The following is a 15,238-nucleotide window of genomic DNA, read 5'->3' as shown; positions in this document are numbered from 1 at the left end:
GTGCAATTATCCTTAAGCAGCTCGCCACACAAACACAGCCATAAGTCGCTCGGTGCACTTATGCTCAAAGTTGCCTTTGCAGCAAGCCTAGGCATTGCCTGTCAGGCTTACTTTTTTGGCTTTGGTGTAATTATTCAATTATTGCTAGCAATTATCACGGCAATTGCCGCCGAAGCTTTTGTGCTAAAACTACGTAAGCGCAATATAAAATCAGCGTTAAGCGATTATAGCGCGGTACTTACTGCCGTGTTACTTGCTATCAGTATACCGCCGCTTGCGCCTTGGTGGGTGATTGTTATTGGTACCGCGTTTGCCATTATTTTTGTTAAACAACTGTATGGCGGCCTTGGTTTTAATTTATTTAACCCAGCGATGGCAGGCTATGTGCTGTTACTAATTTCATTTCCGGTACAAATGACAACATGGTCACCTCCCATTGAACTTGCATTTAATCAACATACCCTGTTAGATGAAATTAGCGTTATCTTTACTGGCATAACCCAAAGCGGACTCACAACAGAGCAGTTAAGACTCGGCGTGGATGGCGTGTCTATGGCAACCCCACTCGATACGCTAAAAACGAGTCTTAGCAAAGGGCTCACCACTTCTGAAAGTTTACAAAACCCAATATTTGGCGAACTTGCTGGAATCGGTTGGCAATGGGTTAATCTAGCATACCTATTAGGCGGCATTTATTTATTAAAAGCGCGCGTTATTAACTGGCATATTCCAGTGAGCTGTATAGCTAGCCTTGCTATTTGTGCCAGCATTGGTGTGATGTTTCACCCAGGTGTTAGTACTGGTCCTGTGCTTCATTTATTTAGTGGCGCAACCATGTTAGCGGCATTTTTTATTGCCACCGACCCGGTGTCTGCATCAACAACGAATAAAGGCCGTTTAATTTACGGCGCCTTAATTGGCCTACTGGTTTACCTTATTCGTACTTATGGTGGATACCCTGACGCTGTTGCGTTTTCAGTATTGTTACTCAATATGGCGGTGCCTTTAATTGACTTCTACACGCAGCCAAAAGTGTATGGTGCTAAGGAGCAATAATGTTATCTAAATCAATTTCTAAAAACGCACTAATTTTAGGCGCGTTTGCAATTGCCAGCACTGCGGTAGTAACCCTAACTTACATCGCAACTAAGCCTGCAATTGAACACAATAAACAGCAAAAACTAATGACAACATTAGGCCAGGTTATTAGCGAAAATGACTACGACAACACACTTTATTTAGACTGTGCGCAGATTAAAGAAGATTATTTAAATCACGCGAGTGTTACCAAAGTGTATCGCGCTAAAAGTGGTGATAAGCCAGTCGCGGTGGTCCTGCAATCAACTGCACCAGATGGTTATAGCGGTAATATTGAAATTCTTTCTGCCATTTATATTGATGGCACAATAGCTGGTGTACGCGTTATTGAACACAAGGAAACGCCAGGGCTTGGTGATAAAGTAGAAATTCGTCGCTCAGACTGGATAACCAGTTTTGATGGCAAACGCCCTACTTCAATTAAAGATACGTCATGGGCAGTAAAAAAGGATGGTGGTCAATTTGATGCATTTACAGGAGCAACAATAACGCCTCGCGCCGTGATTAATGCCGTTAAACGTGCAAGTCTTTATACCCAAAATCAGCATCAAGCACTGTTTAATCAAGATAATTTGTGCGGAGTAAATAATGACTGAACAACTGCGCGATATAATTAACCAAGGACTGTGGAAAAATAACCCAGCATTGGTACAACTGCTTGGTTTATGCCCATTACTGGCGGTATCGGCCACTGTAACCAATGCCCTTGGTTTAGGATTAGCCACCTTATTTGTATTATTAGGGTCAAACGTCACCGTAGCAATAGTACGTGAATGGGTGCCAAAAGAAATTCGCATTCCGGTATTTGTGATGATTATTGCAGCCTTTGTGACAATGATCGAGTTATTAATGAATGCCTTTAGTCACGAACTGTACTTATCACTGGGTATTTTCATTCCATTAATCGTTACCAACTGCGCCATTATTGGTCGTGCCGAGGCATTTGCCTCTAAAAATTCGGTACCACTCGCAGCATTTGATGGTTTGATGATGGGACTCGGTTTTCTCGCTGTGTTAGTGCTATTGGGCGCGATGCGCGAATTATTAGGACAAGGTACTTTATTTGATGGTGCACATTTACTGCTGGGTGACTGGGCAAAAGTGTTACGCATTGAAATAATGCAAACCGAAACAAAGTTTTTACTTGCGATTCTATCGCCAGGTGCTTTCTTAGGCATGGGCTTGCTTATTGCGTTAAAAAATTACATTGACGCCAAACAGCAATCACAACAAGACGAACCAATTACTGAAAAAGCGCCACGCGCACGTGTAACAAGCCTGGACTAAGCACATGAATAAAACAAAACGCCGCGAAATATTAGAGCGTTTACGCGCCGACAACCCAGAGCCTAAATCGGAATTAGAATATTCAAATCCGTTTGAATTATTGGTTGCGGTTACCTTATCAGCACAAGCGACTGATGTTGGCGTTAATAAAGCAACGCGTAAGCTATTTCCCGTAGCCAATACGCCAGAAGCCATTGTGGCACTTGGCGTTGAAGGCCTCAAAGAATACATAAAAACCATTGGCCTTTATAACTCAAAAGCTAACAATGTTTATAAACTTAGCCAAATATTAATTGAAAAGCATAACAGCCAAGTACCTGAAAGTTTAGAGGCGTTAGTTGCCCTACCCGGTGTTGGCCGGAAAACCGCAAATGTTGTTTTAAACTGTGCTTTTGGTTGGCCAACGATTGCAGTCGACACCCATATATTCCGTGTATCAAATCGCACTAAATTCGCCATGGGTAAAGACGTTGATGCAGTAGAAGCAAAACTAGAAAAAGTAGTGCCAAAAGAGTTTAAGGTTGATGTACACCACTGGCTTATTTTACACGGCCGATACGTATGTGTTGCGCGTAAACCTAAATGCGGCAGCTGTTTAATTGAAGATCTGTGTGAATTTAAAGAGAAGATTGATTTGTAGTTCACAGATATTTAATAAAGTAAAAAGGGCATTTAAATGCCCTTTTTTGCGAGTATTTCACGTAAACAAAGTGATTAAGCACTTACAACTAGGTTGGTGCTCTCAACTTCATTTAATACCACAGTAGCTGCGCGCTTAAAGAAGTTAAAATCTGTTGCCGTACATGAAGTATACGCGCCCATCATAGTTGAGATAATAAGGTCGCCATTTTCCAGTTTAGGTAACATAATTTCTTCGCGGATCACATCAATGCTGTCGCATGTTGGACCTGCAAGTACCGACATAAAACGCTCACCGGTTGTTTGTGCTGAATCAATTTGATACTTAGCTTCATCAAACATTAAGCCGCTAAACGAGCCGTATAAGCCGTCATCCAAGTAATACCATGTTTTACCACCGCGTACCGCTTGCCCCATTACCGAAGCAATATTGGTTACTGCCGTTGCCACAATAAAACGCCCAGGTTCTGCAATCACGCGTACTGTTTCTGGTAATTGTGCTAATGCATCACGAATAGGTGCACAAAAGTCAGCAATATTTGGCACTTCTGGTGTGTATTTCACAGGGAAACCACCACCAATATCAAGTGTACTCAGTGCAGGTAAACCCGCACCAATTACCGCCAACATAATGTGATGGCATTTGGTAATCGCATCGGCATATTTCACACCACTTTTGGTTTGTGAGCCAACATGGAACGATAGCCCTTTAATGCGAATACCTAAATAAAATGCATGTTGAATTAGTGTTATAGCATCTTCAGGTAAGCAACCGAATTTTTTCGATAAGTCAGCCAATACCTCAGGGTTTGGAAAGCTAACGCGTACCAATAACTCAACCTGATCTTTGTATTTTTCAAACTTATCAATTTCGTTGATGTTATCAACCACAAACACATTGCAGCCATACGCAAGTGCATGTGAAATATCAATATCACGCTTAATTGGGTGCGTTTGAATCGTGCGCTCACTCGGTACACCGACCGATTGTACAAGGTCAACTTCACCGTTTGTTGCTAAATCAAAATACGCACCTTCCGCAAGTAACGTAGTTACAACAGCTGGGTGTGGTAATGGCTTTAGCGCATAGTGCAAATCAACATTAGGTAATGCGGCCTGTAACGCACGATATTGTGTTCTGATCAGATCACAATCTAGCACCATAAGCGGTGAACCAAATTGAGCAACTAATTGTTCAGCTTGTGGTTTTTCAATTACTAAACCGTGACAAGCATCAACATTGGTAATAGGGGCCATTACAGGTGTTAAAGACATAGCGATTCTCCGAGCAGTGTCAATAAAACTAAACTAATCAAATAAACTCATTATGAGTTCGAGCGAGTTAAACATACTTAAACATTCAAGTTCACTCTTGGATAGTTGCTCTATCGCCTTGCTGCAATAAATTGCAATGTACTCGGATTGGCTATCAACAAGAAGCGTGCGAATAATAAATCAGATTTTTTTAGATGCAATCTTTTTTTATTAAAATTTAATAAAAATATTTAAAATGAAATTAAAGCTATAAATATCAATTAACTATGGCGTTTTATAAAAAGTAATAATCAATCGTAATGCTTAACTTGTAATGTGAGCAAGCAAGAAAATGCCGAAAACAACAAAATAAAAGCGTTGCGCGATTTTATTATGAATAATTCAAAAGCAGCCAAATAAACTAGCCTCAATTTGGCGCTAGCAATTTATTTAAAGGCTTTGTCCGCAAAGCCTTTAAAAATACTGTACTGAGCCCAATAATCTATAACAGTAAATTACTTTTTTACGCCTAGCAATCAGCAACAATTTTGTTAAGCGTAAAAATATAAAACCTGTTTATAGGGGCACATATGCGTTTGTTACACACCATGATCCGCGTGGCGGATTTAGATAAGTCTGTTGAGTTTTATACCAAAGTACTCGGTATGAAAGAGCTGCGACGGTCTGAAAATACTGAGTACCGTTATACGTTGGCATTTGTTGGCTATGGCGACGAAAAAGACAATGCGGTTATTGAGTTAACCTACAACTGGGATACAGACAACTACGATCATGGCAATGCATTTGGTCATTTAGCCATTGAATATGATGACATTTACGCTGCGTGCGAAGAGATCAAAGCGCTAGGTGGGATTGTATCGCGCGAGCCAGGCCCAGTAAAGGGTGGCACAACCGAAATTGCGTTTGTCAAAGACCCTGATGGTTACTCAATTGAGCTAATACAAAATAAATTTAAGTAGTAGCCAATTGGCTATCGGTTAGCTCATGATAATCACTGAGCTAACCAAACCAACAGATATAGTCTTGTGTTACACCACCACGACGCCTAAGTAATTTAGCAATGACGCTTGCTGCCACGGGTTAATTTTCACACCCGTTAAATCCACTCGACGGGGATCTAATCCGTCTAGATCGATATCGGTCAGATCGCAGCCCGTTAACTTAAATTGTCGCCAACTTTCCAGTGAAAATTCACCGCCACTCAGATCCGAGCCAGACAAAGATGCGTCTTGTAAATTAGCGCCAATCCAGCGGTTATTATTGAGCTTACATTTTTCCATGCATTGATTATCGAAATTCGCATACGATAAATTGCAGCTAGTCATTTCAACACTGCAAAAATAGTTCCGGTATGAGATTTGATTTGCAAAACTTGTTCTGAAAAAGTCCGCGCCTTTGAGGTCACACTGGTTAAACTTAGCACCAAAACAATTTGCACCAATAAACGAGCAAAGAGACAACTGACAACTAATAAACTGAACATCTTGCAATTTGGCATATGAAAAATCACACCCTATTTCATCGCCTTGCTCTATAAATACACACTCAATAAATTGCGTATCTTGCAGTTGTGTTCGTGAAAAGTTGCAGCGCAAAAAATGACATTGAATAGGGTCTGTTGACCTTTGCTGTTCTATTTTTGTTCTTTTTGAGCGTGCTTTTATCGCGACGCTCGATGTGTGGCCTAGTAATCTAAGCAAATATCGAGCAAAGCTTCCGCGTCCTGCTCTCGCCCCTTACCTACATCCATATAGGCAACAATGAGAAAAGTGCGCTCAAAAGAACCATTCGGCAGCGCTTGATTGGCTTTTCTACTGTGTTATCGGCTGACTCACATAGAATAACTATGCCACGCAGCCTCTGCCTTGTATAAAACCCAATCAAACTGCTGCAAAAACGAACTTGAAAGGTCAACAGACCCTAAACACACTATGAGTAAAATCTTGTTGAGAGAAATCTTTTTCAATATAAGTCTGCTGTTCAAACATGCCGTTGTCCATTAATTTAATTTGCGGCAGATTAACATTAGAGAAAGATTATTCAATAAAAATAATTCTTTAAAATACAACAATTTAAAACCAGTCAAATGTGGATTCTAAGACACCTAATTAACGACTGAAAGCAATAAAATAATTCAAGCCAAGAAACCGAGCTGAAAAATAATTTATGCGCTTAAAAGCGATTCTAGCGTTGATTTGAAAAAATAATTAACGGTTGGCTTTATTTAATTATTAACAACCGGTAAGTACTTGTTGATACACAGGTGGTGTGCTGGCTGATGCGGCTTGGGTATAACGAAAATAGCAATTATCATCGCTTATTTGCGTATCTCCATCAAAATCCCAACCAATATAGGTGAATCTAATACCTTGATATTGGATTTGCAGATCGTCAGATAAGTTAATGCGCTTCTCAATATCTGTGTTATCCAAGTAGCCCCACATTAGTCGCGTCTCAAACGAGCCGTTATTATCAAGATCAACGTCGAAGAGATCAGGTCGTCCGGGAACGGCTTGTGTTGAGTAGCTTTTCATTAAGGATTTGTAGTGAACAAGATCATTGGCTTGTTCAACGCTTACTTGTATTTGATTGATTACTTCACTACGCGCATCACTCGATAGTCCCATAAACCTTGGCATAGCAGTAACAGCTAATACACCGAGTATTACAATGACAATAATCAATTCTATAAGCGTAAATCCACGTGATTTCATAACAGCGTTAAATCAATAAGAACTTGGACGTTTATAATATAGCAATTATCTGATAATTCGAAATTAAATGAGGGGTAACTTGATTTAGATACAGAGAGATTCAGAAGAGTAAATTAAGAATAAGTGGCGTCCCCTAGGGGATTCGAACCCCTGTTACCGCCGTGAAAGGGCGGTGTCCTAGGCCTCTAGACGAAGGGGACGCAGTATCTTTAAGATAATGTGTCACTAGGACTGGTTATTTACACTCTTACCATACGAGCTTTAATGACTCACCCCACTCTTTTAACACTAAGCTTAAAAGTAAGTGGCGTCCCCTAGGGGATTCGAACCCCTGTTACCGCCGTGAAAGGGCGGTGTCCTAGGCCTCTAGACGAAGGGGACAACATGGTGTTGTCACTAGGACTGGTTATTTTTACTCTTACCATACGAGCTTTAATGACTCACTCCACTCTTTAAAACCTAAGCTTAAAAGTAAGTGGCGTCCCCTAGGGGATTCGAACCCCTGTTACCGCCGTGAAAGGGCGGTGTCCTAGGCCTCTAGACGAAGGGGACAACATGGTGTTGTCACTAGGACTGGTTATTTTTACTCTTACCATACGAGCTTTAATGACTCACTCCACTCTTTAAAACCTAAGCTTAAAAGTAAGTGGCGTCCCCTAGGGGATTCGAACCCCTGTTACCGCCGTGAAAGGGCGGTGTCCTAGGCCTCTAGACGAAGGGGACAACATGGTGTTGTCACTAGGACTGGTTATTTACACTCTTACCATACGAGCTTTTAATGACTCACCCCACTCTTTTAAAAATAACTTCAAAAGTAAGTGGCGTCCCCTAGGGGATTCGAACCCCTGTTACCGCCGTGAAAGGGCGGTGTCCTAGGCCTCTAGACGAAGGGGACAACATGGTGTTGTCACTAGGACTGGTTATTTACACTCTTACCATACGAGCTTTTAATGACTCACCCCACTCTTTTAAAAATAACTTCAAAAGTAAGTGGCGTCCCCTAGGGGATTCGAACCCCTGTTACCGCCGTGAAAGGGCGGTGTCCTAGGCCTCTAGACGAAGGGGACAACATGGTGTTGTCACTAGGACTGGTTATTTTCACTCTTACCATACGAGTTTTAATGACTCACCCCACTCTTTTAAAACTAAGTTCCAAGTAAGTGGCGTCCCCTAGGGGATTCGAACCCCTGTTACCGCCGTGAAAGGGCGGTGTCCTAGGCCTCTAGACGAAGGGGACAACATGGTGTTGTCACTAGGACTGGTTATTTATACTCAAACCATAAGAGTTATTGGTGGAGCTATGCGGGATCGAACCGCAGACCTCCTCGCTGCCAGCGAGGCGCTCTCCCAGCTGAGCTATAGCCCCAAACTGCACCTTCAAGAGATAACTCGTGTATCGCTGAAGACGGGGCGCATTTTATGGAGCTAGCAAAACAAAGTCAACATTTTTTTAAGCATAGTGCATTGTTCGCACCATTTTTAATCAAGATGCACACTTGTTCACCAACATTGTGATTTTTCGACCTGTTTCAACAGCCTAGCTATCAAAATTTATACATGTAATAGAGGCAATTAGTGCGTTATCAAGTTAATGTTAACACTTTATAGTCGAAATAAAGCTGATACTTGGTAAAACCTGAACATCGATTTTCACTTTACCAACTAAGATTGAATATAAGTGCATTAATACACACAGGTCTCGCCGCTATTTGGGTTTACGCAAAGTTCATTGTCATCATTTTTCTTCATACATTCAATTAACGTCTTGCTATGAGTATAAAGATCATCAATTGAGTAACCTTTTATTCTTAATACAATGGGGATTTGCCCTTCTCTATTGAGTTGTTTATTGCTTTATTATGTTCAACACAATAAAGGTTCTTTCCAAATCACAAATAAACAGCTGGTTCGTACTTTTACTATTTAAGTGAAAGCAAACTCATTAAGCGAAAGTAAACTTGGATTTACTTTAACCTTAATTAAATGCTTAACCAAAAGTAGATTATTAACAGGTAAGAATTTCGGATAAAAACCGAAATATCAAATTCCATACTCTGCTTTATATTGCTCCTACTTATATTTCTATCTTTTGCCAAAAGAATAATTTGGCGCTTGATTAGATAACAACAATAGACAACCTGGCTACACTGCCTTATTTATTGCTGCCATTGCATTGAATTTATCGTTGAAGATTTCATAAAGAGTCTATTAGAGAAATCGCAGTTAAATAGTATTTCACCACTCTTATTAAAGGTTAGCTCTTGGTTTGCATTAATTACGGCAGGGCTCAATTTAAGCCGTTTCACTTAATATCAATAAATTGGTTATTGTTTGCGGGTTACAATTGCTTGAAGCTGTGTGTTATTTATTATGTGTAGTTTCCATTGTCTATATAGTTTCAAATCGTTGTTAGCTAACTGATGTAAAGTAACACCTTCTACCATTAGTCTTTATAAATTAATAAAACCGTCTATTTTTGTTCCTTCAACCTCGAAAAGCCAAAAGAGTGTTTCACCTTATTTATGAGTGCGTCTAACTATTGTTATCTAACAAAATAAAAATCCGCATCTATTAATAATAATTTAAAGCGAAATTCATCCCATATATTAAAAGTGCCTACCAAGCTGTTGTTTATCAAATTTCGTTGTTGACTCAAATGCAGGCCACTTTGCAATGAATCATTTAATAAAGCAAAGCTAAGTTGTTTGCACATTATGCAAATACCACAAAATTAATTGCAGAAATTAAACATTATCTTCAAAAGAGGATTATTTAAGTGCTGCAATAATCATAAAACCATTAAATTTCTTTTTTACAAATGCTATTTTTTATAAAGCTTAATTTAAACGCGATAGATAAATGACTAAAAATCAATCGCAAATCGTATTTTTAGAGCTAAGCCTTGCTCTAAAAGCACTCAAGGCGTTTGACATTTATCCAAGTTGTTCATTTTAAGGCCACTTAACACATTTTTGTGAAAACAAGTATTGACTATAGTTGAACTAAATCTATAATAGCGCCCCACAACAACGCAGCAATGTGTTGTGATTCTAAAGCGGGTCGTTAGCTCAGCTGGGAGAGCATCGCCCTTACAAGGCGAGGGTCACTGGTTCAAGTCCAGTACGACCCACCACTTTAGAAATGACTATTTGGGGTCGTTAGCTCAGTTGGGAGAGCATCGCCCTTACAAGGCGAGGGTCACTGGTTCAAGTCCAGTACGACCCACCATTTAGTCACAGTTTTGCATGGGTCGTTAGCTCAGTTGGGAGAGCATCGCCCTTACAAGGCGAGGGTCACTGGTTCAAGTCCAGTACGACCCACCATTGCAAAACGCTTTAATTTAGCGGGTCGTTAGCTCAGTTGGGAGAGCATCGCCCTTACAAGGCGAGGGTCACTGGTTCAAGTCCAGTACGACCCACCACTAAATTAAAAATCTATAATGGGTCGTTAGCTCAGTTGGGAGAGCATCGCCCTTACAAGGCGAGGGTCACTGGTTCAAGTCCAGTACGACCCACCATTATAGAACATCAATATGGGTCGTTAGCTCAGTTGGGAGAGCATCGCCCTTACAAGGCGAGGGTCACTGGTTCAAGTCCAGTACGACCCACCATATTGAACCTTCCTTTTATTAAAAAATCCTTTAAAATCAAAACTAATTCACTATTTCAGCGTTAATTTATTGCTACTATTGCCACTGTTTTATATAGTTTAACTATGACCGCGCAGATAGAAATGCGATGAAAAATAAACGCTTATACGAATCCAGTATCTTACTTATAGACGATCAACCATTGGCATTAAGCTATATGAAACAATCGCTTGAAAGCTTAGGCTTTAGTGATATTTCAATTGCTGAAAATGCAAAAATGGCGTTGGGTCTTTGCCAAGAGCATACCTTTAATTTGGTTTTATGCTCATTTAACCTTGGTAAACTCAAAGACGGCTATCAATTATACGAAGAACTAAAAACCAAGCGTTTAATTAAAAACATTTGTGGCTTTATATTTATTAGTGCAGAAACGGACACTAGCCTAGTACACAGTGTGATTGAACTTCAACCAGATGACTTTTTAGCAAAGCCTTTTTCATTGAAAGTATTTGGTGAGCGCATTATTAAGCTACTAAAGCGCAAACAAGCATTGGCGCAAATTTACGATTTTATTGATGTTGGCAATGACTCAAAAGCGTTACGCTACGTTAATGAAATGCTGGCAGACAGCAGCAAAAACCACCTATCCCCTATTCTTTTAAAGTTGCGTGGTGAACTATTACTGCGTTTAAAACGCACCGCAGAAGCCATCGACTTCTTTAAATCTGTGCTGAATATTCAAAAATTTACGTGGGCACGTGTTGGTTTAGTTGAGGCCTACATTCAAAACAGTGAATTTACCCAAGCTAAAAATATCTTAGAGGTTATGCTAACCAAGCCAGAAACCCGCTTAGTGGGTTATCATTTACTGGGTAAGTTAGAGCTGTTTTTAGAAAACTATCAACAGGCGCAACATTATTTGTCGCTGGCCTCTAAGCTAGCGCCGCGCAATATTGAACGCCAAGAAGATCTGATTATTTTAAGCAAATTCAATCACGATCATGAAAAGCATTTCCGCGTTAATAAAGAGCTTGTGAAATACGCTAAGCACTCGATGCACGATAAGCCGGACATATACCTTAATTTGGCCCGCGCAGGTATTGATTATGCCCTTACGCTCGACCAAGCCGATATCGTAAATCGTCTTACTCGACAAAGTAACGAGTGTTTATCTGAATTACGCAAACAGTTCCCCGACAGCAAAGCACAAGAACAGATTGATGTGATCAATGCGCGTATACACTATTTAAAAGATGAACGCTCAAAAGCCATTGCGCTCGTAGAGCAACTTGAAGACCAGCCTATCATCCGCTCAGTAGATGATACTCTCGATAAAGCCAAAGCGTTTCATGAGTTAGGTATGCACCACAAAGCGAATCAATTGTTTGCCAAGTTAACCGAGCATTGTGGCAAATACCAAAGCGATAACGCACCTCTAAACGCCTATCTAAAACAAGAGCAACAAGAACGTGATGAAATTCGCCATTCACCAAAAGAATTAAACAATAATGCGGTGCATAGCTACGAAAAAGGCAAATACGAAGAAGCGCTTAATTACTTTACTCAAGCGTTTCGCATTATGCCAAAAAATGCCAACATCGCTTTAAACTTGTTACAGGTGATGTTAGATACGAAACACCCTGGCAGCCAAAGTCTTAATAAAGCTATGATTTCTCGCTGCATGGACACCATAAATAACGCCAAACTCGACGCGGAGCAACAGGCTAGACTCGATAAATTAAAACCGATGATTCAATCGGTTTTATAACTTGCTAATCTTTCTCTTTTGTCTCTGGCTCAGGCCACTCATTAAAATAAACGCTTAAATAACGACTTTTAAGCAAATAAAGCCCTGCCCAACTGAGTAACACCAGTTGCACGGCTAAGCCGATTGAGAAACTGTAATACTGGCTTTTTGCTTGTAGTAGTGACCAGGTTAAATCCATCACAACATTAGCAAGCAATAACCAGCGCGCATAACACCAAATGTATTTAGGCCACTGCATAGCATTGGGGCGCCTAAACAAATAGCAAAAGGTGACGATGATACTAACCCCAGCGATAGCAAGTGCAACAAAAAATTGTTGTTTTTGCGGGTAGAAAATCGCCATTAGGTTTAAATCTTCACGTCGTGATGCTGCTGCAAAGAGCCATAAAATATAAGGCCTTAAAAGCAGCAATAACACTAGCACAAAGCCGATTGGTGCTCTAAAGTAACCGTTTTTGTCCCAATATTCTGGGCCAAAGCGTGTCATACTTGATTTTTCCTATCAGCTAACACACCTAGCACTACAAACAACAGCAATACGGTTAACGGTAAATAACTGCGATCAATTTGTTTAATCATGCTTACCAAATAAGGGCTAACAAATACAATTAAACTACCGATCCCAACACCCGTTACTAAAATGAATACGAACGTACGCGCAACAAAATTTTGCTGACCGATTAATCGCTTTACCGCTTTATTTAGACTCGCGCCATACACCGACGTTAAACAAATAAGCGCTATCAATACTATTTGACTCAAGTACGGTGTAAGCCAAGTCGCAACTTGGCTATTGAATGAACTGAGCATATTCACGAATTCAGACATGGATTACTCGTACTTTGCAAATAACGCTAACATATCGTCTTCAGTTAAGATTTCAATGCCTAAATCTTGTGCTTTAGTGAGCTTAGAACCTGCTTTTTCACCAGCGACTAACGCGTGTGTTTTAGCGGAAACACTGCCCGACACTTTTGCACCGAGTGCTTGAAGTTTAGCTTTTGCTTCGCTGCGCCCCATTTGATTAAGTGTACCTGTTAGCACATAAGTCAAACCATCCAACGGCATTTCATCTTGTGACTTTTCTTCGATATCTGGCCAGTGCAAGCCAGCAGCGATTAAAGCGTCAATCACCTCTTGGTTATGTTCTTCTTTAAAGAAGTAATAGACGTGCTTAGCAACAATCTCACCTACGTCTGAAACGTCTTGTAAGCCCTCTATTGAGGCGTTTTGTAATGCATCAAGGGTTTTGTAATGATTCGCTAAGTTTTGCGCTGTCGCCTCACCTACTTCACGAATACCCAGTGAATATAAAAACTTAGCAAGTGTGGTTTGCTTGGCTTTTTCAAGTGCCGCAACTAAATTCTCGGCCGACTTTGGCCCCATACGCTCAAGCGACTCAATATGGCCTTGGCTTAAACTAAATAAGTCAGCTGGTGTTTGGATCAGCTTGCGATCAACTAACTGCTCAACCACTTTATCGCCTAAACCGTCTACGTCGAGCGCTTTACGTGAAGCAAAATGCTTAATCGCTTCTTTGCGCTGCGCTTCACATACCAAGCCACCGCTACAACGGGCAACCGCTTCACCATCAATACGTTCAACGTGCGATTCACACACAGGGCACGCTATCGGAAATACAATTTCTTTACTATTTTCTGGGCGACGATCAAGCACGACACTTGCGACTTGCGGGATCACATCTCCTGCGCGGCGAATAATCACAGTATCACCAATGTGTACGCCTAGGCGTTCAATTTCATCGGCATTATGTAAGGTGGCGTTAGATACTGTTACACCGCCCACATAAACAGGCTCTAAACGGGCAACCGGCGTAATTGCGCCGGTGCGGCCAACCTGAAACTCAACATCTAATAAGGTGGTTAATTCTTCTTGTGCTGGAAACTTACAGGCTATTGCCCAACGCGGTGCGCGGGCGACAAAACCTAAAGTTTGCTGAATCGCTTTATCGTTAACTTTGATTACTACGCCGTCAATTTCGTAGCCTAGCGCGGCACGACGAGCAAGAATATCTGAATAATAGGCAAAGGCGTCTTTGGCGTTGTCTGCAGTGCAAATCTCAGGGCATACTGGTAAGCCCCACTCTTTTAGCTGCATTAATTGCTCATAATGGGTTGCTGCCAGCTTAAACCCTTCAACTACGCCCGTGCTGTAGGCATAAAGCATCAGTGGGCGAGATGCGGTAATTTTAGGGTCTAATTGGCGTAAACTACCTGCAGCCGCATTACGCGGGTTAGCAAAGGTTTTATCCCCTTTTTTTTGTTGCGTTTGGTTAAGTTTGGCAAACCCTTTATCGTCAATAAACACTTCTCCGCGTACTTCTAAACGCGCTGGAATTGACTCACCACGCAAACGTAGCGGCACGTTGCGAATAGTTTTCACATTTTCGGTAATGTTCTCGCCAACTTGACCATCACCACGTGTTGCAGCACGCACTAATACACCGTTTTCATACAAGATAGACACGGCTAAACCGTCGAGTTTTGGCTCACAACAAAACGCTAAATCACTAGCATCTTTTAATCTGTCTTTCATACGTTTATCAAATGCGTAAAACTCACTTTCATCAAACGCATTATCAAGCGACAACATCGGTACTTCGTGGTTTACTTTTTCAAATGCAGCAAGCGCCATACCGCCGACTTTCTGACTTGGCGAATCTGCTGATTTAAGCGCTGGATTTGCCTCTTCTAACGCAATCAGCTCACGCATTAAACGGTCATACTCAGCGTCCGGTACCGTCGGATTATCTAGCACATAGTATTGATAATTGTAATTTTCAATTTGTGCTTTAAGTTGGTTTATTTGTTCAGCCGCGCTCACGGAGACTTCCTCTATATTCGTTAA

The 15,238-nt window shown here is 41.0% G+C and carries 12 protein-coding genes and 14 tRNA genes; 12 read left to right on the top strand and 14 right to left on the bottom strand.

Annotated elements, in window-relative coordinates; all coding sequences use genetic code 11:
• The 4 genes from rsxD to nth are packed head-to-tail and all read left to right on the top strand — an operon-like array spanning nucleotide 1 to nucleotide 3,025.
• Nucleotides 1–1,056, top strand: coding sequence for an electron transport complex subunit RsxD (gene rsxD, locus AC2IOM_RS09835; protein WP_486358246.1), 1,056 nt, complete (start codon nucleotides 1–3; stop codon nucleotides 1,054–1,056).
• Nucleotides 1,056–1,694, top strand: coding sequence for an electron transport complex subunit RsxG (rsxG, locus tag AC2IOM_RS09830; protein WP_105171189.1), 639 nt, complete (start codon nucleotides 1,056–1,058; stop codon nucleotides 1,692–1,694). The genes rsxD and rsxG overlap by 1 nt, the downstream gene beginning before the upstream one ends.
• Nucleotides 1,687–2,385 carry an electron transport complex subunit E gene (locus tag AC2IOM_RS09825; RefSeq protein WP_054980447.1) on the top strand — a complete coding sequence of 233 codons (699 nt, stop codon included), beginning with the start codon at nucleotides 1,687–1,689 and terminating at the stop codon, nucleotides 2,383–2,385. Before rsxG ends, AC2IOM_RS09825 begins: the two co-directional genes overlap by 8 nt.
• A 4-nt stretch (nucleotides 2,386–2,389) precedes the next feature.
• A complete protein-coding gene (gene nth / locus AC2IOM_RS09820) occupies nucleotides 2,390–3,025 on the top strand; it encodes an endonuclease III (protein ID WP_010559823.1) in 636 nt (211 codons plus the stop codon).
• 74 nt (nucleotides 3,026–3,099) lie between these two features.
• Here nth and AC2IOM_RS09815 read toward each other — a convergent pair whose 3' ends face one another.
• Nucleotides 3,100–4,299: a type III PLP-dependent enzyme gene (locus AC2IOM_RS09815; protein ID WP_486358245.1), complete on the bottom strand. Its 1,200-nt coding sequence runs from the start codon at nucleotides 4,297–4,299 to the stop codon at nucleotides 3,100–3,102.
• Between the two features lie 569 nt (nucleotides 4,300–4,868).
• Between AC2IOM_RS09815 and gloA the strand changes: the two genes are divergently transcribed.
• Nucleotides 4,869–5,258: a lactoylglutathione lyase gene (gene gloA, locus AC2IOM_RS09810; protein WP_486358244.1), complete on the top strand. Its 390-nt coding sequence runs from the start codon at nucleotides 4,869–4,871 to the stop codon at nucleotides 5,256–5,258.
• Nucleotides 5,259–5,327: 69 nt separating this feature from the next.
• Here gloA and AC2IOM_RS09805 read toward each other — a convergent pair whose 3' ends face one another.
• From AC2IOM_RS09805 to AC2IOM_RS09760, 10 genes are all read right to left on the bottom strand, one after another.
• Nucleotides 5,328–5,999, bottom strand: a complete 672-nt coding sequence (locus AC2IOM_RS09805) for a Qnr family pentapeptide repeat protein (protein WP_486358243.1) — start codon at nucleotides 5,997–5,999, stop codon at nucleotides 5,328–5,330.
• Nucleotides 6,000–6,530: 531 nt separating this feature from the next.
• On the bottom strand, nucleotides 6,531–7,013 hold the full coding sequence (locus tag AC2IOM_RS09800; RefSeq protein WP_486358242.1) for a prepilin-type N-terminal cleavage/methylation domain-containing protein: 483 nt from the start codon (nucleotides 7,011–7,013) through the stop codon (nucleotides 6,531–6,533).
• 124 nt (nucleotides 7,014–7,137) lie between these two features.
• Nucleotides 7,138–7,213, bottom strand: a tRNA-Glu gene (locus AC2IOM_RS09795).
• Between the two features lie 105 nt (nucleotides 7,214–7,318).
• Nucleotides 7,319–7,394 (bottom strand) — tRNA-Glu (locus tag AC2IOM_RS09790).
• 95 nt (nucleotides 7,395–7,489) lie between these two features.
• Nucleotides 7,490–7,565: transfer RNA gene (locus AC2IOM_RS09785), tRNA-Glu, on the bottom strand.
• A gap of 95 nt (nucleotides 7,566–7,660) precedes the next feature.
• A tRNA-Glu gene (locus AC2IOM_RS09780) sits at nucleotides 7,661–7,736 on the bottom strand.
• 96 nt (nucleotides 7,737–7,832) lie between these two features.
• Nucleotides 7,833–7,908: transfer RNA gene (locus tag AC2IOM_RS09775), tRNA-Glu, on the bottom strand.
• Nucleotides 7,909–8,004: 96 nt separating this feature from the next.
• Nucleotides 8,005–8,080: transfer RNA gene (locus AC2IOM_RS09770), tRNA-Glu, on the bottom strand.
• A gap of 94 nt (nucleotides 8,081–8,174) precedes the next feature.
• Nucleotides 8,175–8,250 (bottom strand) — tRNA-Glu (locus AC2IOM_RS09765).
• A gap of 53 nt (nucleotides 8,251–8,303) precedes the next feature.
• Nucleotides 8,304–8,379, bottom strand: a tRNA-Ala gene (locus AC2IOM_RS09760).
• Nucleotides 8,380–10,070: 1,691 nt separating this feature from the next.
• Between AC2IOM_RS09760 and AC2IOM_RS09755 the strand changes: the two genes are divergently transcribed.
• The 7 genes from AC2IOM_RS09755 (at nucleotide 10,071) to AC2IOM_RS09725 (ending at nucleotide 12,370) form a co-directional block, all read left to right on the top strand.
• A tRNA-Val gene (locus AC2IOM_RS09755) sits at nucleotides 10,071–10,146 on the top strand.
• A gap of 19 nt (nucleotides 10,147–10,165) precedes the next feature.
• Nucleotides 10,166–10,241, top strand: a tRNA-Val gene (locus AC2IOM_RS09750).
• Between the two features lie 19 nt (nucleotides 10,242–10,260).
• Nucleotides 10,261–10,336 (top strand) — tRNA-Val (locus tag AC2IOM_RS09745).
• Between the two features lie 22 nt (nucleotides 10,337–10,358).
• A tRNA-Val gene (locus tag AC2IOM_RS09740) sits at nucleotides 10,359–10,434 on the top strand.
• A gap of 20 nt (nucleotides 10,435–10,454) precedes the next feature.
• A tRNA-Val gene (locus AC2IOM_RS09735) sits at nucleotides 10,455–10,530 on the top strand.
• Between the two features lie 17 nt (nucleotides 10,531–10,547).
• Nucleotides 10,548–10,623, top strand: a tRNA-Val gene (locus AC2IOM_RS09730).
• A 127-nt stretch (nucleotides 10,624–10,750) separates the two neighbouring features.
• Nucleotides 10,751–12,370: a response regulator gene (locus AC2IOM_RS09725; RefSeq protein WP_138629780.1), complete on the top strand. Its 1,620-nt coding sequence runs from the start codon at nucleotides 10,751–10,753 to the stop codon at nucleotides 12,368–12,370.
• Nucleotides 12,371–12,374: 4 nt separating this feature from the next.
• Here AC2IOM_RS09725 and AC2IOM_RS09720 read toward each other — a convergent pair whose 3' ends face one another.
• The 3 genes from AC2IOM_RS09720 to ligA are packed head-to-tail and all read right to left on the bottom strand — an operon-like array spanning nucleotide 12,375 to nucleotide 15,214.
• Nucleotides 12,375–12,857, bottom strand: coding sequence for a DUF2919 domain-containing protein (locus AC2IOM_RS09720; RefSeq protein WP_486358241.1), 483 nt, complete (start codon nucleotides 12,855–12,857; stop codon nucleotides 12,375–12,377).
• Entirely contained in the window at nucleotides 12,854–13,198 is a 345-nt protein-coding gene (locus AC2IOM_RS09715; protein ID WP_486358240.1) for a DUF3392 family protein, read from the bottom strand. The genes AC2IOM_RS09720 and AC2IOM_RS09715 overlap by 4 nt, the downstream gene beginning before the upstream one ends.
• A gap of 3 nt (nucleotides 13,199–13,201) precedes the next feature.
• The gene (ligA, locus tag AC2IOM_RS09710; RefSeq protein ID WP_486358239.1) at nucleotides 13,202–15,214 is read right to left on the bottom strand and encodes an NAD-dependent DNA ligase LigA; all 2,013 of its coding nucleotides are present in this window, start codon (nucleotides 15,212–15,214) and stop codon (nucleotides 13,202–13,204) included.
• Nucleotides 15,215–15,238: the final 24 nt, after the last annotated feature.

Source organism: Pseudoalteromonas sp. NS-SX12 (assembly GCF_057367955.1).
This window is presented reverse-complemented; position numbering and strand designations above follow the sequence as displayed.